19 protein-coding genes and 2 pseudogenes are annotated in these 21,408 nt (G+C 63.9%); 10 read left to right on the forward strand and 11 right to left on the reverse strand.

What is annotated here, in order from left to right; translation table 11 throughout:
• The first annotated feature begins 13 nt into the window (after positions 1 to 13).
• On the forward strand, positions 14 to 1,282 hold the full coding sequence (locus DH10_RS10950) for a cysteine desulfurase-like protein (RefSeq protein WP_192384715.1): 1,269 nt from the start codon (positions 14 to 16) through the stop codon (positions 1,280 to 1,282).
• Here the strand turns inward: DH10_RS10950 and DH10_RS10955 are convergent.
• From DH10_RS10955 to DH10_RS10970, 4 genes are all read right to left on the reverse strand, one after another.
• Positions 1,279 to 2,307: a histone deacetylase family protein gene (locus tag DH10_RS10955; protein WP_192253969.1), complete on the reverse strand. Its 1,029-nt coding sequence runs from the start codon at positions 2,305 to 2,307 to the stop codon at positions 1,279 to 1,281. The two genes, DH10_RS10950 and DH10_RS10955, sit on opposite strands and share 4 nt — an antisense overlap.
• Entirely contained in the window at positions 2,304 to 2,810 is a 507-nt protein-coding gene (locus tag DH10_RS10960; protein ID WP_192253971.1) for a GNAT family N-acetyltransferase, read from the reverse strand. The genes DH10_RS10955 and DH10_RS10960 overlap by 4 nt, the downstream gene beginning before the upstream one ends.
• A 212-nt stretch (positions 2,811 to 3,022) precedes the next feature.
• Entirely contained in the window at positions 3,023 to 4,405 is a 1,383-nt protein-coding gene (locus DH10_RS10965; RefSeq protein ID WP_192253973.1) for an aminotransferase family protein, read from the reverse strand.
• Position 4,406: 1 nt separating this feature from the next.
• Complete coding sequence (locus DH10_RS10970) at positions 4,407 to 6,047, reverse strand: N,N-dimethylformamidase beta subunit family domain-containing protein (RefSeq protein WP_192253975.1); 1,641 nt, start codon at positions 6,045 to 6,047, stop codon at positions 4,407 to 4,409.
• 144 nt (positions 6,048 to 6,191) lie between these two features.
• On the opposite strand from DH10_RS10970, the gene DH10_RS10975 reads away from it, so the two are divergent.
• The 3 genes from DH10_RS10975 (at position 6,192) to DH10_RS10985 (ending at position 7,309) form a co-directional block, all read left to right on the forward strand.
• Entirely contained in the window at positions 6,192 to 6,440 is a 249-nt protein-coding gene (locus DH10_RS10975; RefSeq protein ID WP_192253977.1) for a ParB N-terminal domain-containing protein, read from the forward strand.
• A gap of 131 nt (positions 6,441 to 6,571) precedes the next feature.
• A complete protein-coding gene (locus DH10_RS10980) occupies positions 6,572 to 6,967 on the forward strand; it encodes a GFA family protein (protein ID WP_192253979.1) in 396 nt (131 codons plus the stop codon).
• A gap of 129 nt (positions 6,968 to 7,096) precedes the next feature.
• Positions 7,097 to 7,309, forward strand: coding sequence for a hypothetical protein (locus DH10_RS10985; RefSeq protein WP_192253981.1), 213 nt, complete (start codon positions 7,097 to 7,099; stop codon positions 7,307 to 7,309).
• A 19-nt stretch (positions 7,310 to 7,328) separates the two neighbouring features.
• Here the strand turns inward: DH10_RS10985 and DH10_RS10990 are convergent, their stop codons facing one another.
• On the reverse strand, positions 7,329 to 8,240 hold the full coding sequence (locus DH10_RS10990) for a hypothetical protein (RefSeq protein ID WP_192253982.1): 912 nt from the start codon (positions 8,238 to 8,240) through the stop codon (positions 7,329 to 7,331).
• A 200-nt stretch (positions 8,241 to 8,440) separates the two neighbouring features.
• Here DH10_RS10990 and DH10_RS10995 point away from each other — a divergent pair, with 200 nt between their 5' ends.
• Together DH10_RS10995 and DH10_RS11000 are read left to right on the forward strand one after the other, a co-directional pair.
• A complete protein-coding gene (locus DH10_RS10995) occupies positions 8,441 to 9,313 on the forward strand; it encodes an undecaprenyl-diphosphate phosphatase (protein ID WP_192253984.1) in 873 nt (290 codons plus the stop codon).
• A 56-nt stretch (positions 9,314 to 9,369) separates the two neighbouring features.
• Positions 9,370 to 10,161 carry a phosphodiester glycosidase family protein gene (locus tag DH10_RS11000; RefSeq protein WP_192253986.1) on the forward strand — a complete coding sequence of 264 codons (792 nt, stop codon included), beginning with the start codon at positions 9,370 to 9,372 and terminating at the stop codon, positions 10,159 to 10,161.
• Positions 10,162 to 10,224: 63 nt separating this feature from the next.
• Here the strand turns inward: DH10_RS11000 and DH10_RS11005 are convergent, their stop codons facing one another.
• Complete coding sequence (locus DH10_RS11005; protein ID WP_192253994.1) at positions 10,225 to 11,196, reverse strand: Tim44 domain-containing protein; 972 nt, start codon at positions 11,194 to 11,196, stop codon at positions 10,225 to 10,227.
• 317 nt (positions 11,197 to 11,513) lie between these two features.
• On the opposite strand from DH10_RS11005, the pseudogene DH10_RS38170 reads away from it, so the two are divergent.
• The 3 genes and pseudogenes from DH10_RS38170 to DH10_RS11015 form a co-directional block, all read left to right on the forward strand.
• Positions 11,514 to 11,655: pseudogene (locus DH10_RS38170) on the forward strand (glycoside hydrolase family 25 protein); the annotation flags it as partial.
• A 140-nt stretch (positions 11,656 to 11,795) separates the two neighbouring features.
• Positions 11,796 to 12,653: pseudogene (locus tag DH10_RS11010) on the forward strand (glycoside hydrolase family 25 protein); the annotation flags it as partial.
• Positions 12,654 to 13,000: 347 nt separating this feature from the next.
• On the forward strand, positions 13,001 to 13,543 hold the full coding sequence (locus tag DH10_RS11015) for a DUF2314 domain-containing protein (protein WP_192253998.1): 543 nt from the start codon (positions 13,001 to 13,003) through the stop codon (positions 13,541 to 13,543).
• Positions 13,544 to 13,728: 185 nt separating this feature from the next.
• Here DH10_RS11015 and DH10_RS11020 read toward each other — a convergent pair whose 3' ends face one another.
• From DH10_RS11020 to DH10_RS11035, 4 genes are read right to left on the reverse strand one after another with little or no spacing between them, the layout of a single operon-like run.
• Positions 13,729 to 14,115 carry a VOC family protein gene (locus tag DH10_RS11020; RefSeq protein ID WP_192254000.1) on the reverse strand — a complete coding sequence of 129 codons (387 nt, stop codon included), beginning with the start codon at positions 14,113 to 14,115 and terminating at the stop codon, positions 13,729 to 13,731.
• Between the two features lie 60 nt (positions 14,116 to 14,175).
• Complete coding sequence (locus tag DH10_RS11025) at positions 14,176 to 14,382, reverse strand: type II toxin-antitoxin system HicB family antitoxin (RefSeq protein WP_192254002.1); 207 nt, start codon at positions 14,380 to 14,382, stop codon at positions 14,176 to 14,178.
• Between the two features lies 1 nt (position 14,383).
• Positions 14,384 to 14,587 carry a type II toxin-antitoxin system HicA family toxin gene (locus tag DH10_RS11030; protein WP_376774893.1) on the reverse strand — a complete coding sequence of 68 codons (204 nt, stop codon included), beginning with the start codon at positions 14,585 to 14,587 and terminating at the stop codon, positions 14,384 to 14,386.
• 7 nt (positions 14,588 to 14,594) lie between these two features.
• The gene (locus DH10_RS11035) at positions 14,595 to 18,386 is read right to left on the reverse strand and encodes a vitamin B12-dependent ribonucleotide reductase (protein WP_192254004.1); all 3,792 of its coding nucleotides are present in this window, start codon (positions 18,384 to 18,386) and stop codon (positions 14,595 to 14,597) included.
• A gap of 722 nt (positions 18,387 to 19,108) precedes the next feature.
• Here DH10_RS11035 and gltX point away from each other — a divergent pair.
• Entirely contained in the window at positions 19,109 to 20,482 is a 1,374-nt protein-coding gene (gene gltX / locus DH10_RS11040; RefSeq protein WP_192254006.1) for a glutamate--tRNA ligase, read from the forward strand.
• On the opposite strand, the gene DH10_RS11045 is transcribed toward gltX, so the two are convergent.
• On the reverse strand, positions 20,400 to 21,408 hold a 1,009-nt coding region (locus DH10_RS11045; protein ID WP_192384716.1), incomplete at its 5' end, for a DUF2865 domain-containing protein. The genes gltX and DH10_RS11045 overlap by 83 nt on opposite strands.

Genomic DNA, 21,408 nt, shown 5'->3' on the forward strand with positions numbered 1-21,408 from the left:
AGGGATGGAGACGATGGCGAACTTTCCGATCGAGGCTGTCCGCGGCAAGTTCCCGGCGCTTTCGCTGACGGACAAAGGCCGCCGCCGCATCTACCTCGACAATCCGGCCGGCACGCAGGTGCCGCAAGCGGTGGCCGATGCGGTGTCGCGCTGCCTGCTCGCGACCAATGCCAATCTTGGCGGCTTCTTCGAAACGACGGTCGCGGCGCAGCAGGTGGTCGACGATGCGCATGCCGCGATGGCCGATTTTCTCGGCGCCGCAAGCGTCGAGGAAATTGTCATCGGCGCCAATATGACGACGCTGACCTACCACATGTCGCGCACGCTCGGCCGGACGATGAAGGCCGGCGACGAGATCATTGTCACCCGCATGGATCACGAGGGCAATGTCTCGCCCTGGCTGCAGCTTGCCGAGGACCTCGGTCTCGTCGTCCGCTTCCTGCCGTTCGACGAGCGGAGCTGGCAGGTCGAGGAAGCGGCCCTGCAGGCGCTGCTTTCGGAAAGGACGCGGCTCGTGGCGCTGAACTATGCCTCGAACCTGACCGGCTCGATCAACCGGGTGAAGGCGCTGACGGCGATCGCCAAGCGGGCCGGCGCATTGGTCTATGTCGATGCCGTGCAATTCGCGCCGCACGGGCTGATCGACGTGCAGGACCTGGGCTGCGATTTCCTGGTCTGCTCGGCCTACAAGTTCTTCGGGCCGCATATGGGCATATTGTGGGGCCGCCGCGGGGTCATTGACGAGCTAAAACCTTACAAATGCCGCTGCTCGTCCACCAGCTTGCCGGAACGGTTCGAGCTCGGCACGCCGCAGATCGAGCTAATGGCCGGGTTGACCGCTGCCGTCGATTATTTCGCCGGTCTCGGCGCCGCGGCCGGCGAGGGCGGTTCGCGACGGCAGCAGGTCGCAAGAGCCTTCGAAGTGTCGATCGCGTACGAAAACGCGCTGGCCCGGCAGTTGATCGAAGGCCTGTCGGACATCAAGGGCCTGACCATTCGCGGCATCACCGATCCGGAGCGCCTCGGCGAGCGCGTGCCGACAGTGTCTTTCACGGTCGAGGGTATCGCGCCGGAGACGATCGTGCGGCAGATGAATGCCAAAAACATCTTTCTGTGGTCCGGCCACAATTACGCGTGGGAGATCGTCCGCCAGCTCGGCATCCCGCCGGAGCAGGGCGTCGTGCGCATCGGCATTGCGCACTACAACACGAGGGCCGAGATCGACGAGACGCTGGACAGCGTGCATCGCGTTATCGCGATGCTGAGGCAGCAGCGTTCCTAGCCCTTCTTGCCACCGAAGCCGGTCAGGAAAGCGGTAAGATTGTCGCCGAGCGCATCGCAGAGATAGCCGCCTTCCTGGACGATGACCGTCGGCAGGCCGAGCCCGGCGATCGCCTCGCCGATGCGGGCGAAGCCGGGTGTCGTCACCGAAAGGCCGCCGAACGGGTCGCCTTCGAAGGCGTCGAGCCCGAGCGCCACGACCAATGCCTCGGGCGCGAAGGCGCGGATGCGCTGGAAGGCCACCGCCAGCGCTTCGAGGAACGCAGCATCCCCGGACTTTCGCGGCAGCGGCAGGTTAAGATTGTAGCCGAGGCCGCAGCCTTCGCCGCGCTCATCGGCATGGCCCCAGAAGAAGGGGTAGAAGCGCACCGGATCGGCATGCAGCGAGACGGTGAGCACGTCCGGCCGGGCGTAGAAGATGCCTTGCGTGCCGTTGCCGTGATGCAGGTCGACATCGAGGATGGCGACGCGGGCAGCGTTCCTGCGCAGCACCTGCGCGGCGACCGCCGAATTGTTGATGAAGCAGAAGCCGCCGGCGACGTCGGCGAAGGCATGGTGGCCCGGCGGGCGGCAGAGTGCATAGGCCGAAGGCGCACCGGCCATCACTGCTTCGGCAGCCTCGACCGCGCTCCAGGCGCTCCACAGCGCGCTGTTCCAGGTCTCGGCCGAAATCGGGCAGGCGGTATCGGCCATGTGATAGCCGGCTTGGCCGCCCGCCGACGCCGGATAGGAGCCGTTGCGGGCAATCGGATGGATGTTCGGGATGACCTCCGGCGAGGCGCCTTCGATGCGCTGCCAGCGCGCGAAGATGTGCTCGAGGAAGTCGAGATATTCGGGTGTGTGCACCGCCGCGATTGGGCCGAGGCCATAGTCCTTCGGCCGTTCAACCGTCAACCCTGCCGATCTTGCTCCGGCTAACAGTCTCTCGACGCGTTCCGGCTTTTCCGGGTTGGGCTGGGGGGCGCCGCTGGAGAGGAAAGCCTTTGGGTCGTGGCGCTTCTGTTCCTCGGCATAGAAGGCTTTCATCGTTCTTCCTCCGGCGCGTCGGCAAAGGCGAAGAAGGCGTCGCCGACGACCTTCTGCACCTGCTCGTAGCTCGACCAGCCGATACCCAGTCTCTCATAGAAGGCCTTGGCGGTCTCGTTGTCGGTATCGACGGAAAGCCTCAAATAGACGCCGCCTGCCGCGCGGCACTCCCTGGCCACGCGCCGCAGCAGTTTTTCACCGATGCGGCGGCCGCGAAAGCGGTCCTCGACATAGAGGTCCTGTACGTAGACGCCGGGCCTGCCCATCCAAGTCGAGAAGATCGGGAAATGCAGGCAGAGCCCGGCGAACTCGCCGCCGACCTCGGCAATCAAGGTCGAGAAGGCCGGATTTTCACCGAAGCCGTAGCGGCGCAGGTCATCGGGCGTCGATGTGATTTCCTGGTGCGCACTGATGTGGGTGCCGAGGCGCAGGAGGGTGGCGTGTATGGTTTCGACGTCGTCGATGGTGCCGGGGCGGAGAATAACTGCACTCACGACAGGCATGGCGCCCAGGCACCCCCCTCTGGCCTGCCGGCTATCTCCCCCGCAAGGGGGGAGATCAGCTGTGTTTTTCGCTTTCGCCAATTTTCAACGTTGCAGAATTGGCGCCATGGCCAAAACTGCCAATCTCCCCCCTTGCGGGGGAGATAGCCGGCAGGCCAGAGGGGGGTGCGAAGGATCGCAAACATCTCAGGACGTCTCAAAACACCATGGCCTCAGCCTTCTACCGGCAGGTCGAGTTCCGCGGCCAGCGCTTCCAGCGAGTCGCCGATGATGGCGACCATCTCGCCGATCTGCTCGCGCGTGATGATCATCGGCGGCGCCACCATGAAATTGTCGCCGTCGACGCCGCCTTTGACCTTGCGGCCATAGATGATCAGGCCGCGCGCATAGGCAAGGTCGAGCAGGCGCTGGGTCGCCTTGCGGGCCGGGTCGATCGGCTTCAACGTTTCCGGGTCGGCGACCATTTCGGCGCCGAGCAGCAGGCCCTTGCCTCGCACGTCGGCGATGAAGGGAAAGCGCTTTTGCAACGCCTTCAACTCGCCGATCAGCACATCGCCCATGGCGGCGGCGTTGGCGATGAGGTCAAGCCGGTCCATCTCGCTAAGCACAGCAAGGCCGGCGGCGCAGGCAAGCGGATTGCCGGCATAGGTGTGGCCGTGCTGAAAACCTCCGGAGGCGAGCAGCGGCTCGACCAGCCGCATTGGTGCCGCCAGCGCGCCGAGCGGCGCATAGCCCGAGCCCAGCCCTTTCGACAGTGCGACAATATCCGGGCTGCAGTTCCAATGGTCGCCGCCGAGGAACTTGCCGGTGCGGCCGGCGCCGCTCATCACCTCGTCATGGATGAGCAGAATCCCGTAGCGGTCGCAAATCTCGCGAATGCGCGGATAGTAGCTGTCGGGCGCGACAAGCGCTGCCGTCGCGGCGCCCCCAATCGGCTCCATGATGAAGGCGAGAACGCTCTCCGGTCCTTCGGCCTGGATCTTTTCCTCGAGCATGTCGGCATAACGGATGCCGCGCTGCTCCATCGACAGGTTGTCGCGGTCGCGCCAGGCGGTCGGCGCCGGCACCGTCGGCATCACCCGCATCAGCGGCGTGAAGGTCTCGGCGAGCGCATCGTCGCCGGTTACGGCAAGCGAGCCGAGCGTGCCGCCATGATAGGAGGGGAAGCGGGTGATCACCTTCCAGCGTTTCGGCTGGCCGGTGGCGACCGCCCATTGCCGGGCGAGCTTGATGCAGGACTCCGTCGCTTCCGAACCGCCCGAGACGAAGAAGATGCGGTCCATGCCGGCGGGCAGTTTGTTCGCGAGTTCCTGAGCCAGTTCCTCGGCCGGTTCGTTCTCGAAATGCAGCCGGTAGGCAAAGGTGGTCTTGTCCATCTGCCGCTTCATGGCGTCGAGCACGTTGCGGTTGGAATGGCCAATATTGGCGACCATCGGTCCGCTCGATCCGTCGATGAAGCGGCGGCCGTCCTTGGTCCAGAAATAGATGCCCTCGGCGCGATCGACGAGCGGCCGACGCAGGCTGGAAAGGTAGAACAGGTGCGACGGCGGCCGCTCTTCAGTCTGAGATGAGGGCTGCGCTTCCAGTTTCGGCATGTCAGGACTTTCCAAGATAGCGGTCGAGAACATTTTTGGTCACGCGCTCGACCATCGCGTCCTGCCTTAGCAGGCCGGCGACCCATTCGCAGCTTCCGGCATGGAAGACCTCGCCCTTGCCGCGCGGGAAATTGACGATCATGCCGTTGCCGCGCTTGACCTTGTCGAGGTTGGCGTCGCTCGCCTCGCCGTACAGCGTCTCGGCGGTGAAGCGACCGTCCTCGTCGGTGAGGAACTGGTCCTCGATCGGGATGTCGGCGCTTTCCTCGACCTGGCTTGCCATACCGACGGCCAGCACCTGCAAGCCGTCCGGCGCGCCGCTGGTTGCTGTCGGGTAGGGCAGGCCGCCGCGGATCTCGAAGTCGAGCCCGTCGACCTCATAGCCATAGACATGGCTATCGGCGCCGAGCAGGTCGCCATAATAGATGCCGGTGCCGGCGAAGGCCCAGTGCTCGGGCCTGTAGACCGGGAAACCGCGCACGCCGCGCGGCGCGCAGCCGCCCCAGCCGGCATAGACGCCACGCGTCGCGTTGAGGCCGAAGGTGGCGCTGCCCGGACGGCCGATTTCGGGCGCTTCCCAGGAATTGGTGGCGCGAGTGACGTCGCCGCCGCGATAGGCCGGGTCCTCGGCGCGGGCGCGGTATTTGTAGCAGACCTGGCGGCGTCCTTCGTTCTCGAGCCTTGTCTGCCACATGAAATTGCCGGCGAAACGCGCCGCATGGCCGCCGCGGGTCACATAGGCGTCGACCGCGTCGCGCATCTCCCAGGTCCAGTATTCGTCATGGCCGACGAAGACGACGCAGTCGTAGCCGTCGAGGATCTCGGGCGAGAAATGCAGATCGTGCTGGCTGGCGAGATCGACAGCATAACCGGCGCGTTCGGCGAAGCGGAAGAAATGGCTGTCGTAGCTTGCCCATCCGGAAGAGGCGTATTTCTTCGAATGGCCGGTGGCAAAGGCCCATTCCATATGCGGGTAGCGCGGTACGGTCTTTGGCGGCACCGCGACTTCCAGCGGCACGCGCGGCGCGTCCCTTGGCAGTACGACGAAGCCACGGCACCACGGGCGCTGCGTCGAGACCATCGTGGCGTACTGGTCGCGGTTGGGACCGGTGATGCCCTGATAATGGTTGGAGCCGCCCCAGGTGCTATAGGCGAGCCAGGTGCCGGTGGCGGCGACCTGCAGCAGGCGGCCAGGCTTGCGGCCGGGCAGGGGCGCGACGATGAACAGGTGGTGGCTCTCAATCGGCCTGCCGCCTCGGCCATCAGCGGTAACCGTGACGCGGTAGGCGCCTGACGGCCAGTCGTCGCCGATGCGGAAGTCGAACGAGGCCGCCCAGCCGCAGCCTTCGACCGAGCATTGGTCGGGTGTATCCTGCCAGCGCGCCGACAAGCCGGTCTTCTCGAAGACTTTGGTTTCGACCGCTCCGTCACGGACAATGGCAATGCTGAATTGCGGCGCCGTGGTGCTCACATGCAGCGTCAGAGTCTCGCCCGGCCGATAGGAAAAGCGGTCGCTGTAGCACCAGATCTCGCCGCGCTCGCCATCCATTCCCGGCCATTCGTAATAGTGGCCGCGCACCGCCTCGCGGCGCTGCTCGGGCGTCAGTCCGAAATCGGGAAATTCGGTGGGCAACTGCGTCAATGAACACCTGAAACCAAGAGGCCGCCATTGAGACCATTGGCCGGCCAAGCGTCAATTGGAAACGATCGGGCCAGCAAGCGCTTGGCCATATCCGGCAAACGGACTATGTCATGCCGAGGCGATGTTTCAGGACCGGGAGCCAAGATGCTGCGCGTGCAAAGGGTCAAGGTCGACGACATCTATGTGCCGACGGCGCGGCGCAAGACGCTGCATCCGGAGACCGTGCGCCATCTCGCCGAGGACATCCTTGAGAACGGCATGAAGACGCCAATCCAGGTGCGGCACGACGGTAAGCGCCATGTCCTGGTCGAAGGGCTGCATCGGCTCGAGGCCGCCAAATGGCTCGGCGAGACCGAGATCGACGCCTATCTGGTGCAGGCGCGGCGGCACTGACTCCAGCCTACTTTTATTGCCGTGTCGGCGCCTGCATCACGGCAAGCGATCGCATCCCATCAAAGCTTTTTGATTGACGATAGGATGCCGGCCGCTACCGTGCCGGCATTTTCACAAACCGAGTGCTTGCGATGACTAAATACCAGGGCGGATGCCTGTGCGGCGCGGTGCGTTATCGCGCCGAGGCCGAGCCGATCAACGAACGCGTCTGCCATTGCCGGATCTGCCAGAAGGCGATCGGCGCTGCCTTCAACGCGCGGCTCCTGTTCCGCGTTGACGACGTGACCGTCGAGGGGCCTGTCGCGACGATCAATTCATCGCCGGACCTCAAGCGCGGCTTCTGCCCGGCCTGCGGCACGACGATGTTTTCGCGCCGTGACTCCAGGAACATTCTCGGCATCACCTCCGGCTCGCTCGACGATCCGTCCGTGTTCAAGCCCGACATGCATTTCTGGACCGCTTCCATGCAGCCGTGGGTGCATCTCGATGACGGTCTGCCGCAATATGAAGGCGCGCCTCCGGCCTGACTCATTTCGGGCCAAGCCTGCACAAAAATTTCATCTTCGATTCACGAGATAGCCGGCAAAGCGTCATTGGCGGGCCATCATTGGCTGCCTATCTAAGCGCCATGCGGGAAGGCATCGAGGAGGCGACGGATGAGCGAGAGCATCAACACCCTGGACGAGCTTTTGAACGACCCGATGATCCAACTCGTGATGGAGCGCGACCGCGTGCGCCCGGCCGAGCTTCGCCTGCTGCTGGAAAAGGCTCGCCACAGGGCTGCCGACGATTCCCGCATCGATCAGCCGATGCTGCCGCCAGCGCATGTGGTGGCCAGAAGCTGCCTGAAACAATGGCTATACCGCTAGAGCCGTGCTCTCATTCCCATCAGCTCGAATGGGCCGGCAAATAGCTGTAATGGCTGCGGAAATAGGCAATCCTGAAACCGATCCGCGCGTAGTTGCGATAGGCCGGACCGTCGCGTTCGGGGCGCGGCGCCTCGATATCGGCGACGAACAGTTTCGCGCCGGCGGCGATGCCGTCACGGACCAATCTTTCGCCAAGCATGGCGTCGAGATCGAAGCTCGGCGCCATGATGCCCGGCACCGGCGCGTCGATGCCGCTCCAGGCGGTGCCATCTGAGATGAACAGTGAACGCACCGCAGCCAACGCGCCATCGCGTTTCAGCATGTAGTGACGCCAGCCTTTGCGGCCGACCAGCGCCATGAGCCAAGGTGTCGTCGGCAGCCTGTACTTGGCGTCGATGAAGGAAGCCCATTCCGTGGCTGTTTCAGGCGTGACCTCCTCGACCGATACACCGTCGGTCGGGAAGACCGGCTCGGCGGCCAATGGCGTCGCATCGCGAAAGATGCGTTCCCAGCCGCTTTGATGCTGCAGCCCGCGCGCTTCCAGCCAACATCTCAGCCGCGACGGTTCTGTGTGCGGGCTGGTGTAGAACCACGGCCGCAAGATGCCGGCCGCGCGATAGTGCGCCAGCAGCGCGTCGACCTCGACCTCTGTGGCGGGGCTGTCGACGCCGATGTTTTTCACGCAGTTGAAATGGATGAACGGGATCGTCGTGCAGGTGGTCCAGACGAGGTCGCCGTCGCGGGCGATCGACAGGCCATGCCGCGCGGCGAAATCCGCGGGCGCGGCATCATAGAGATCGAGCCAGGCATTGACCTCGGCGCGCTCGATGGCGCGGCTCAGATCGCGAGAGACCTCCTCGATCGCGATTTCGGGAACGTGCGGTTCCGGGGGCACGACTGGCTGCAGTTCCGAGAGGGCGGCGATCGACATGCTGATCCTCCTCCGATTTACCTTACAGCGTAAGATTAGTGGATGATAATATGGAGATGTCCGTTGTCAAGCAGGATTAGCGGCACCTTACAAATCCGTCAGTTGGATTCACGGTATCGTGAGGCTAAGCCTGTCCTCGAGGGGCTTTCCGGAATGACGATTCACTTCGCCCTGAAAAGGACTCTGGGGAAAGGACTGGGATGACCGACGTCTGCACACAGGGACTGGACACCGGCTTTGTCGGCCTGGGTTATGCCAAGGTGGCGTTTCTCGGCATCGTGCAAGGCATCACCGAATTGCTGCCGATCTCTTCGACGGCGCATATGCGCGTCGTGCCCGCCGTGCTCGGCTGGCAGGATCCCGGTTCCGCCTTTTCGGCCGCCATGCAGCTTGCGGCGTTGGCTGCGGTGATAAGCTATTTCTGGAGCGATGTCAGAGAGGTCGCGGTGGGTTCGCTGGCGGCGCTCGCGCGGCGCGATTATGCCAACCGCCATTTTCGCCTGGCGGTCGGCATCGTGCTTGCAACCGTTCCGATCGTCATAGTCGGCCTCGCGCTTTCCGGCGTGCTCAATGCCTGCAATTCGCCATTGCGCGGCATCGCCGTGATCGGCTGGGCCTGCATCGTCATGGCCGTGCTGCTTGCGCTCTCCGAGATCTATGCCAGCCACAGGCTGACGCTCGACAAGGTCTCCGTGCTCGACGCCTTGCTCGTCGGCGTTGCCCAGGTGGGCGCCCTCATTCCCGGCGTGTCGCGCTCGGGATCGACGCTGACGGCAGCGCTGGGTCTTGGCTATGCCCGGCCGGAGGCGGCGCGGCTCTCCTTCCTGCTCGGACTGCCGGCGATCGCGCTTGCTGGGCTCAAGGAGCTTTGGGAACTGCACAAGATCCACCTCGGGGCCTATGGCTGGTCGGTCCTGGCCGTCGGCCTCGTCGTCGCGTCGATCTCGGCCTTCTTCGCCATATGGGGGCTGATGCGGGTGCTCGAGCGCTTTTCCGCCTGGCCCTTCGTCATCTATCGCGGCCTGCTCGGCGTCGTGCTTCTCATCGGCGTCGCCACTGGCTGGCTTACTTAGAGGCTTTCACCGAATCCGCTATACCGGGCACCTGAACCTTCGCTTCGGGTGTGCTGATGGATCTTGCGACGCTGCTGCAATCGGTGCCCTTGCTGGCGACGCTGGTGAAATCGGCGCTGCCGGCCGCTGTCGGCGCGGGCTTAGGCGCCGGCCAATGGCTGGCGGCGCTGCCGCCCTGCCGCGACCACACCTTCGAGAGCGCGACCTATCTCGTCTGCGAGGCCGATCCGAAACACTATTCGATCGAGCTGTTCTGGAAGGATCCCGACGGCAAGCTCTACCAGTCGCTGCACAATCTTCGAAATGCGCAGCAGGCTGCCGGGCGCACCATGCTCTTCGGCATAAATGCCGGCATGTACCATCCCAATCTCGCGCCGGTCGGGCTCTATGTCGAGCGAGGGCAGCAGATCGCGTCGGCGAAGACCGGGACCGGCACCGGCAATTTCTCCATGCAGCCGAACGGCATCTTCTTTCTCGGCGGCGGCAAGGCCGGCGTTCGCGCGACGAAGGATTTTCTGAAGCGTCCCCCAAAAGTGGATTATGCCACCCAGTCGGGACCGATGCTGGTCATCGACGGTAAGCTGCATCCGAAATTCCAGGCAGGCAGCCCTTCGCGAAAAATCCGCGACGGCGTCGGCGTGCGTGCCGACGGCGTCGCCGTTTTCGCGATCTCGAACGACGTCGTGACCTTCCACGAGTTCGCCCGCCTGTTCCGCGACGAGCTCGGCTGTCCCAACGCGCTCTTCCTCGACGGCTCGATCTCCAGCCTCTATGCGCCGGCCATCGGCCGCAACGACGATTTCTGGAATCTCGGGCCGATGATCGGCGTGTTCAGACGAGGCGGGTAGGCAACAGCTATCGATCAGCGGCGGAAAGCTGCATCAGCGGATAGGGCCGCAGTGCCCTTGCCTTTAGTTGGACGCGTCCTGGATCGCGGACAGCAGCCACGGCCCGCCGGCCTCGCGGGTGAAGGTCCACACTTCGGTCGCTTCGACCGGATTGTTCGGATCGCCCTTTTCGACGGCGCCGGTCTGGCGGTTGCGCATGACATCGATCGCCGACCAGCGCATTGCCGCCGTGGCGTAGTCGCGCGAGCCTTCCCGCCATGCCTCCGCGATATCGGCCTCCAGCAGCTCAAGATCGGTCACGTCGTTCTTGAGGCCATGGGTTGCGTTGTCCGCGAGCTCCTCCGAAAGGTAGGAAACCATTTCGGGGGTCGTCAGCCTTCGCAATCCCTGATGGTCCTCATGGCTGAACGCGGCCTGCACTTCGCCGAGGATACGTTCGAACGCGTCCCGATCGGCAGCCGTGATGCCGATTTCGTCGGCGCCGGATGCGCCGGCCGCGCCCAAACCCGTCGTGCGGGATGGGAAGCTGGGTTGGGAGCCTCCCCAGCTTTGCTGGCCGAAAGGAAAGCCGGAACTCCTCATATTGGCCGGCGCGGCATTGTCGCGGCTGAAAAACCGCATCGCCAACATGATGAGGCCGCCGATCAGCAGCAGCTGGAAGATGAAGCTGAAGCCGCCGCCGATACCGCCGAATCCATGGCCGAGCATCATGCCGAACAGGCCGTTGAAGAGCAGCCCTCCGACCAGACCGCCGACCAAGCCTCCACCGAAGCCGTTCCAGAATCCCGGGCGCGCCTGGCCGGGAAACGACTGCGACGGCGGTATCGACTGGGTGGTGTTCGGCGTCATCGAGCGCCTCACAGGTGCCGTATAGGGCGCGGTGTTCGTTGGGGCGGGGGCCTGGAAAGTCCTGCTGCCGCGGCTGCCGAAACTGCCGCCCATGCGCGCCTCGGCGGTGCCGATAGACGCGCTTCCAAGCGCCATGAGCAGGATCAGGAAGATCGACGCAACTTTGATCGTCCGTGATTTTGACATCGGTGACAAATCCTTGGGGTGACAATCCTTGGGGTCGGAGCGTTTCGAACGCATCTAGAGAGCCCCCTATATGGGTACGAATTGGGGCAGGGTTAGACCCTGTCTTTCAAGACGTCGGTTGTAACGGGGGGCCTGCGGCTATCCAACCAGGGCCTTTTGGCTTCCGGCTTCACGGCGGCACGGGCCGATCGCGAATCGCCCGGCCGGACCAAAAGTAAATTTTGATTCAAACTTTATTGGTAATTTCTCATTAGGAAAGGCGCTTCCGGCGGCGTCGTTCCTGCCCTCGGTCTGTTTTGTTTTGCGTACAGGTCAAGATGCGGATTTTTGGCGTCGTCAGTTTCGTGCTCGCAGCGCTTTGCCTTGCCGGCTGCTCGTCCACCTCGGGCGTCGATGCCTTGCAGGTGCCGTCCAGCGAGACGACGAGCTCCGTCGTGCGGCCGAGCGCGCCGGTGGCGAAGGCCGTGGGGGCGGCCGATACCGAGACAACCGTACAGACCGCGTCGATGACGGGCTCGGCGCGCATCAGGCCCCCGGCGCCGCTGCCTGGCGACGAGAATGCGCGTCTTGACGACGAGAACGCACGCCCCGACGACGGGAATTCGCGTCCTTTCGGCCTGGCCGAGGAAGAGACGGCGGCGTTCCCGGCGACCGACCTGCCGGACGCGGTCGAGCCGCCGGTTCAGGAGGCAGCGCTCGTATCGCCGCCGAAGCGGCTGTCGCGCGCAGCACCGGCGATGCTCGCCAGCCCGGTCACCCGCTATGCTTTCCGCGATGCCAAGCCGATCAATTTCGGCCGCTCATCGCCCCGGCATCTTGCGGTGCACGGCGTCGACGTCTCGCGCTGGCAGGGCAACATCAACTGGCAGAAGCTGCGCGCCCAGGGCGCCAACTTCGCCTATATCAAGGCGACCGATGGCGGCGACCATCTCGATCCGATGTTCATGAGGAACTGGCGCGGCGCCGACGCCGCCGGGCTGAAGCGCGGCGCCTATCATTTCTTCTATTGGTGCCGCACCGCCGGCGAGCAGGCCGACTGGTTCATCCGCAACGTGCCGCGGGTCCAAGGCGGGCTGCCGCCGGTGATCGACGTCGAGTGGAACGGCGATTCCTCCTGCCAGCGCCGGCCTTCGCGCGAAAAAGTGCTGGAGAAGATGCAGGTGTTCATGGACAAGCTGGAGCGCTACTACGGCCAGCGGCCCATCATCTACACGTCGCCGGACTTCTATCGCGACAATCTGCGCGGCGCCTTCCAGGACTATCCGTTCTGGCTGCGCGCGGTCGCCGCGCACCCGTCAAAGGTCTATCCGGGCCGCAGGTGGCTGTTCTGGCAGTATTCCGGCTCCGGCCTGTCGCACGGCGTGAGCGGCCGCGTCGACCTCAACGTGTTCCATGGCGACGAGCGGCAATGGCGCGCCTGGCTCGGCGGCGGGCCGATGGTGGCCGACGCGGATTGATCCGCTTACGGATTTCCTCGGCTGCTTGGCCGACCGGGGACGTGATTCCGTGAATGCCGCATAGGCGAGCACGCCCATGAAGATCGCAAAATAGGCCAGAACGACGGCGATGACGATCAAGGTCTCGGTGGGCATGGGTATCTCCTCGCAAGAACAGCCGAGGAGACAACAGGACGCCCTGCAGCGCCTTGACCTGGATCAGGCAATTTGCCGTTTGGCGGTTGAACGACATCCACGGCCTTGGCGGCAATTTTCAGCATTTCGCTAATCATCCGCTCACTTTGTCCCTTAGCGGTGCGGCAACGCCCTTCCGGTAACGTGTTCGTGATCGCGTCTTGGAGGGGTCTATGCGCAATCCAGTTGTGGCAATCGTTTTCGCAGCCGCTCTTGGCTACGGGTTCTTCAACGCGCTCGGCCACATGGCGAGCAACAAGCCGGCCGCCATTCCGGAGGCAGCGCCCGGCGCCTCGCCGACCGCGCCGCGCCCAATGAAGGAAAACGTGGTCGCCTATTACACTGGCGACAAGGCGATGCAGGGCGCCAAGGCCAAGGGCCATTCGACGCTGCCGCGCTTCCATGAGCTGATGGACGCACGTACGCCCGGCACCTACACGGTGAAGTTCCCGCTTACTCAGAACGGCGCCACCGAGCACATCTGGCTGCAGCTTACCGGCTACAGCGACGGCCACTTCGTCGGCCTTCTCGCCGACAAGCCGGTCAACGGCAACCAGTACAAGATGGGCGACCGCATGACGGTGGCCGAGGCGGATGTCGAGGACTGGATGATCCGCAACGGCGGCGACGTCTATGGCGGCTACACGGTGCGCCAGGCGCTGGCCGATATGCCGAAGGAGCAGGCGGCGAAGTACGGGATTGCGTTCAAGGATTGATGCGCATCTTCTACGCAGAGGTGGACGCTCGTCCTCGCGCTTCGTCATCCTCGGGCTTGGCCCGAGGATCCATGTGACCATTGCCGTAGGGCGCAACGGTGCAGAATTCTGAACCGCTGCAACGCCTTGATGTAACGGCGTAGATTCTAGGGTCTGCGCCGCGTCGCTTCGCTCCTTGCTCCGCCCTAGAATGACGACGCGGAAGGCTCGTTGATCATCGCCTCGATGTTGTAGCCATCGGGATCGAGCACGAAGCAGGCGTAGTAATTCTGAGCATAATCCGGGAGCGGACCGGGTGCGCCATTGTCCCCGACGCGTGCCTCGAGCGCTGCCCGATAGAACGCATCGACCTTCGCCTTGCTCTTTACCCGGAAGGCCACATGCAGATGGGTGAGCGGCGGTTTCTCGCCGGTGCGCTGGATCTCGAACAGGCAGCCATTGCCGACATCGAAGGCCCAGAACACGCCTTCCTTGCCGAAAGAGAGGCTGTATCCCAACGGCGCGAACGCCTTTTCGTAGAAGAGCTTGCTCTTCTCGAGGTCGCTCACTTCGATGGTGATGTGGTCGATCATTCGATACCGTCGCAGTATAGGGCAGCATTGCCAACTGATCGTACTGCAATCCCGACGGTTCTATGCCTCTACATATTCCGCCAAGCTGACGGCTTCAGGAATTTCCAAACCGTCGGCGCGCAAACCCTCGATATGGAAACGTATTGCGCCGCGAATTTCGTTTTCCACCTCAGGCACGGTCGCGCCGGTCGCGATGCAGCCCGGCAAGTCCGGCACATAAGCGGAAAAATTGTCTCCGGCTTTTTCGATCACCACCGCGTAACGCATGTCATCGCTCCTTCAGACCGGACTGCTTGAGGATGCTGTTCAGCGTTCCTGGGGCAACCTCTTCAGACGGCTTGCCGGCCACGGTGACGCGGCCGGCTTTGGTCTTGTGCTTATATTGGCGATGGCTGCCCTTGGTTGCAACCAGATACCAGCCGTCGGCCTCCAGTAGGCGAATGACTTCGCGAACCGTCAGCCGAGGCGGCATCCAGATCTCAGCTGCACCCGCTCGTCGAACCGCAGGTGTCGCACTTCTCGCAGGTGCCGTTCCGCACCATGGTGAAGTTGTGGCACTCGGAGCATTCGTTGCCGGTGTAGCCCTGCAGCAGCGACTGCTGGCGCCTGGTCGCGGCGAGCTTCTTCGCCTCGGCCGCTTCGTTCGCAGCGGCGTCGGTGAACAGAGCTTCGGCGCCGCCGGCGGCCTCGGCTTCCTGTTCCACCATCTCCTCGGCCAGTTCCCTGGCGCGGTCCTCATAGTCGCGCTTGTAGGCTAGGGCCTCGTCGCTCGCCGGCTTCAGCGCCAGCACGTTGGAACCGGCGAAGGCGGTCGGTGCTGCGCGGGCAGGGGTGGTCGTCGGTGCCGAGCCGCCAAAACCCTTGGGCTCGGTGCCGACGCCCGACACCAGCTTCACCGGCGAGGCGCCGCGATAGAGGCCTTTCGAGAAGGGTGTCGCCTTGCCTTCGGTGATGCCGCGGCCGAGCGCTGTCTTGTCGAAGTCCGACTGGTCGACATGGGCGAGGTCGTGGCGGCCGAGATAGGAGACGGCAAGCTCGCGGAACACATAGTCAAGGATCGAGGTCGCGTTCTTGATCGCGTCGTTGCCCTGCACCATGCCGGCCGGTTCGAACTTGGTGAAGGTGAAGGCCTCGACATATTCATCGAGCGGCACGCCATATTGCAGGCCGAGCGAGATTGCGATGGCGAAGTTGTTCATCATCGCGCGGAAGGCCGCGCCTTCCTTGTGCATGTCGATGAATATCTCGCCGAGGCGGCCGTCGTCGAATTCGCCGGTCCTGAGATACACCTTGTGGCCGCCGACGACCGCCTTCTGCGTGTAGCCCTTGCGGCGGTTCGGCAGTTTCTCGCGGTCGCGGTAAAGCCGCTCGATGACGCGCTCGACGATCTTTTCCGTCACCTGCACGGCGCGCTGGGCGGCCGGTGCGGCGATCAGTTGCTCGACCGCCTCGTCCTCGTCCTCGTCGTCATCGGCGAGCAGCGAGGCGTTGAGCGGCTGCGACAGCTTCGAGCCGTCGCGGTAGAGCGCGTTGGCCTTCAGCGCCAGCTTCCAGGACAGCATGTAGGCGTTCTTGGCGTCCTCGACCGTCGCCTCGTTCGGCATGTTGATGGTCTTGGAGATGGCGCCCGAGATGAAGGGCTGCGCCGCGGCCATCATCAGGATGTGGCTCTGGATCGACAGTGAGCGCTTGCCGATCTTGCCGCAAGGGCTGGCGCAGTCGAACACCGGCAGGTGCTGGTCTTTCAGAAATGGTGCTCCCTCAAGGGTCATCGCGCCGCAGACATGGATGTTGGCGGCGTCGATCTCCTTCTTGGTGAAGCCCAGCGCCGGCAGCATCTCGAAGGAGAAGTCGGAGAGCTGCTCGTCGGTGAAGCCGAGCGTCTCCTTCACCCAGTCGGCGCCGAGCGTCCACTGGTTGAACACGAACTTGATGTCGAAGGCCGACTTCAGCGCCGCGTTCAGCGCCGCGATCTTCTCGTCGGTGAAGCCCTTGGCCTTCAGCGTCGACGGATTGATGCCCGGCGCCTGGTTGAGGTTGCCGTGGCCGACCGCATAGGCCTCGATCTCGGCGATCTGGCTTTCGGAGTAGCCCAGCGTCCTCAGCGCTTCCGGCACGGCGCGGTTGATGATCTTGAAGTAGCCGCCGCCGGCGAGCTTCTTGAATTTCACCAGCGCGAAGTCGGGCTCGATGCCGGTGGTGTCGCAGTCCATGACTAGACCAATCGTGCCGGTCGGCGCGATCACGGTCGCCTGCGCGTTGCGGTAGCCATGCTCCTCGCCGAGCTCGATGGCGCGGTCCCAGGCAGCGCGGGCATGCTCGGCCAGCGCCTGCTGCTTGAGGTCGGACGCGACCAGCGGCACCGGATTGACGGCGAGCTTCTCGTAGCCGTCCTTGTCGCCGTAAGCGGCGCGGCGGTGGTTGCGCATGACGCGCAGCATGTTCTGGGCGTTGCGGTCATAGTCCGGGAAGGCGCCGAGCTCGGAAGCCATCTCGGCCGAGGTCGAGTAGGCGACGCCGGTCATGATCGCGGTGAGCGCGGCGCAGATGGCGCGGCCCTCGTCGGAGTCGTAGGGGATGCCCGAGGTCATCAGCAGGCCGCCGATATTGGCGTAGCCGAGGCCGAGCGTGCGGTAGTCGTAGGAGAGCTTGGCGATCTCCTTCGACGGGAACTGCGCCATCATCACCGAGATTTCGAGCACGACGGTCCACAGACGAACGGTGTGTTCGTAAGCCGCGATGTCGATCGTGCCGTCTTCCTTGCGGTAGGGCAAAAGGTTGATCGAGGCTAGATTGCAGGCCGTGTCGTCGAGGAACATGTATTCCGAGCACGGGTTGGAGGCCCGGATCGCACCGGCCGAAGCGCAGGTGTGCCAGTCGTTCATCGTCGTGTTGAAGTGCAGGCCGGGGTCGGCCGAGGCCCAGGCGGCGTAGCCGATCTTTTCCCAGAGGTGGCGTGCCTTCAGCGTCTTCAGCACCTTGCCGTCCTTGCGGGCGGTGAGCTGCCAGTCGCCATCGGCCTCGACGGCGCGCAGGAAATTGTCCTTCAGCGACACCGAATTGTTGGAGTTTTGGCCGGAAACGGTTAGATAGGCGTCAGAATCCCAGTCGGTGTCGTAGGTCTTGAACGACATCGAGGTGTAGCCCTGGCGGGCGAACTGGATGACGCGGTAAATATAGTTCTCCGGCACCGAGTTCCGCTTGGCCAACTTGATCTCGCGCTTCAACGCGGTGTTCAGCGCCGGATCGAAGCAGTCGTCGCCATTGCCTTCGCAATTGACGCAGGCCTTCATGATCGCTTCGAGGTGCTTCTTGACGATTTTCGAGCCGGTCACCAGCGAGGCGACCTTCTGCTCCTCATTGACCTTCCAGTCGATGAAGTCCTCGATATCGGGATGGTCGGCATCGACGATGACCATCTTGGCGGCGCGGCGCGTCGTGCCGCCCGACTTGATGGCGCCGGCCGCGCGGTCGCCGATCTTGAGGAAGCTCATTAGGCCGGACGAGCGGCCGCCGCCGGAAAGCTTCTCGCCTTCGCCGCGCAGCATCGAGAAGTTCGAGCCGGTGCCGGAACCGTATTTGAACAGGCGCGCCTCACGCACCCACAGGTCCATGATGCCGCCCTCGTTGACGAGGTCATCCTGCACGCTTTGGATGAAGCAGGCATGCGGCTGGGGGTGCTCGTAGGCGGACTTCGACTTGGTCAGCTTGCCGGTGAAGGGGTCGACATAGAAATGACCCTGGCTCGGACCGTCGATGCCATAGGCCCAGTGCAGGCCGGTGTTGAACCATTGCGGCGAGTTCGGCGCGACGCGCTGGGTGGCCAGCATATAGGCGAGCTCGTCACGGAAGGCGCGCGCGTCTTCTTCCGATTTGAAGTAGCCGCCCTTCCAGCCCCAATAGGTCCAGGTGCCGGACAGCCGGTCGAAGACCTGGCGGGCGTCGGTTTCCGAACCATAGCGCTCCGCTTCCGGGAGCTTGGCAAGTTCGGTCTCGTCCGCAACCGAGCGCCACAGGAAGGACGGGACGTCGTTCTCCTCGACCTTCTTCAGGCGCGCGGGCACGCCGGCCTTGCGAAAATACTTTTGGGCCAGGATGTCGGCCGCGACCTGGCTGAACTGGGCCGGCACATCGATGTTGTCCAGGCGGAACACCACCGAGCCATCGGGATTCTTGATCTCCGACAGGGCCTTGCGGAATTCGATCTCCGCATAGGCAGCCCTTTCTTGACCTGCTTGGTCTGGCTTGGTGAAGCGACGCTCGATGCGCATTGGTCCGGTCCCTTTTATCTATATATAGCGCTTTTCCCCAGGGATTGCTGCCCCAATGGCTAAAAGCGCGGTCCGCCGTTTGCCGGCATCGCGAGCAATGCCGGCATTCTCCTCGTCGCGGGTGCCGCCGTGCAGACAGCAAAACGCTTTGCCCAAGCATTTGCCCGGGCTGCAGGCCGACCCCCGCGGGTCCCTAACTGAAACTTTGGTCGATTCCCTCGTTCGAGGGAGGTTCACACTATCTAGGGTCGAGCCTGCCTGCAAACACTAAATATAGTGTTAACAGATCATTTTTTCCAGGCCGACAATTCTCCCTTTCGCCCACCCAAGCCCCAACATCCCAACGCTCCCGCCGGCCTCGTGAACAGGCGGAAATGCGGGCAAAAACGCACAAAATCCGGGAAAAAGACCGGCCTCTGAACTCTCCGGTCACGCCCGCAACAGGAGCGCATGGCCTATAAAAAGCGACTCGTTCTGACCCGTCAAGGATTCGTTTTTGTAGCTTTCGTGACCCCAATATGTTGTGTGTCACATATGTGGATAACGGGGACAGAAAGGGGCCTCCAAAAGCCTGGATTCGACGATCGTTGCGGACGAGTTCGCCGGGTGGCCCGGAGCCGAGCCCGACGAGCGGCTTTTCATTTTGGCTGGCTTGCACTATCTCTTGCGCTTGCGCGGGGGCGTGTCTTGTCAAGCCTAAAAGCATTCGTTACGCCCCGCTCATGACCATTACCGTTCGTTTCGCCCCATCGCCGACCGGCCGCATTCATATCGGCAACGCGCGCACCGCGCTGTTCAACTGGCTGTTCGCCATGAACAATAAGGGCCGCTACATCCAGCGCTTCGATGACACCGACGTTGCCCGCTCGACCCAGGAATTCGCCGATTCCATCCTGTACGACCTGCATTGGCTGGGCATTTTTCCGGATGTCACCGAATACCAGTCGCGCCGCGTCGAGATCTACGACGCGGCGGTCGAGCGGCTGAAGGCGGCGCGGGTGCTCTATGCCTGCTACGAAACGCCGGAGGAACTCGATCTGCGCCGCAAGGTGCGCCGCACGCGCGGCCTGCCGCCGGTCTATGGCCGCGAGGCGCTGACGCTGACGCCGGAGCAGGTGGCCGAATACGAATCCGACGGGCGCCGCCCGCACTGGCGCTTTCTTCTGCCGAACTTCACCGGCGACCCGCTGCAGCCCGAACGCACCGAGGTGCACTGGAACGACCTGGTGCGCGGCGAGGAGACCGTCGATCTCGCCTCGCTGTCGGACCCGGTCCTAGTGCGCGAGGACGGCACCTATCTCTACACGCTGCCTTCGGTGGTCGACGACATCGATATGAGCGTCACCCATGTCATCCGCGGCGATGATCACGTCACCAATACCGGCGTGCAGATCGCCTTGTTCCAGGCGCTGGGCGCCGAGCCGCCGGTGTTCGGCCACCACAATCTCTTGACCACCGTCTCGGGCGAGGGGCTGTCGAAGCGCACTGGCGCGCTGTCCATCGAAAGCCTGCGCGAGGACGGCATCGAGCCGATGGCGGTCGCCTCGCTCGCCGTGCTCGTCGGCACATCGGAGAACGTTACGGCCGCGCACGATCTCAACGAGCTCGCCGGGCATTTCGACCCGGCGGCGACGTCCAAGTCCGCCGCCAAGTTCGATCCCGACGAGTTGTTCGTGCTCAACCGGACGCTCATGCATCAAATGCCGTTCGAGGAGGCGCGCGACCGGCTGATCGTGCTCGGCATTTCCGGCGACAAGGCCGAGCCCTTCTGGCTGGCGGTACGCGGCAATATCGACCGCTTGTCGGACGCTGTCGCCTGGTGGAGAATCCTGAGTGACGGGCCGCAGGAGTCGGCGGAGTTCTCCGGCGAGGATCGCAACTTCCTCGACCAGGCGTTCGACCTGTTGCCGGAAGAGCCATGGAATGGCGCCGTCTGGAAGGACTGGACCGGCAAGATCAAGGAAGCGACCGGCCGCAAGGGCAAGCCGCTGTTTATGCCGCTGCGGCTGGCGCTCACCGGGCGGACTTCGGGGCCCGAGCTTTCAGATCTATTGCCGCTGATGGGTCGGGAAGGAACGCTGGCCCGACGACCCTGACCTTGCGCTGTTCCGGCGGCAGCGCCGATACCGGCGACTCCGGCACCTTGGTGGTCAGGCGCTTGATCGCTGCGCGGTCGAGCCCGCCTTCGGCATTGGCGAGCGTTTCGGGGTCGGCGCCAGGATCGGGTTTGGCGGCCGGTACCGGGACGAAGGGCGTGGCCTCGCTGTCCGGCTGCGACTGTTCCGGATTGGGCGGATTACCGGCGATGATCGAGAAGTTTTCAGCCTGGGCGTTGCAGCCGCATTGCGGCGACCGCGAGAAGTTCGCGCTCTTGTAGAGGTAGGCCGTCGGCAGCTCGCTGTAAGGGCGGCCGGTCACCGACGAGGTCATCGCCCCGGCATCGTCGTCCATGCCGCGCGTGTAGAAGACTTGCATCTCGGTGCCGGGGCAGCTCGATTCGCAATTCTTCTGGTCGCGCTCGAAATCGCCGTAGGAGGCGGCGTTCGACATCGGGAAGAAATAGCCGTCGCAAGTGCGTACGCACACCGTATGGAATTCGCCGTTGGGCTGCGGCAGGTCCAGGCCGTCCGGCTGGTTGATGATGCGGCGGATGTTGCGCACGCTGGGATCGTCGGACGGCACCTCCGATGCATCGGGCAACTCGAGAGGCTCGGTTTCCTGACCGCGGCCGAAAAGCTGTTCGAAGAGATTGCCGTTGCCATTGTCGCGCGCGGCCTCCTGAATAGGAGCGCGGCGCGGAGCGATCTCGTCGTCGCGGCAGCCATTGGCGTCGAGCGCCGCAAGGATGCGGCTGCGGTCGCGCCGGGTGCCGCCGCCGGCCAGCCGCTCGCGCTTGGCCTGCAAGGTGTCGAGATTGGCGTTCATGCGCTCGATCGAGGCATTGATCGCCGCGCATTGGCCGACATTGCGCGAAAACAGCGTGAAGCCGCAATTGGCATCGCTTGCCCGGCTGCGCGCCTTC

This window comes from Mesorhizobium silamurunense, from assembly GCF_014843825.1.
GTDB classification, from domain to species: domain Bacteria; phylum Pseudomonadota; class Alphaproteobacteria; order Rhizobiales; family Rhizobiaceae; genus Mesorhizobium; species Mesorhizobium silamurunense.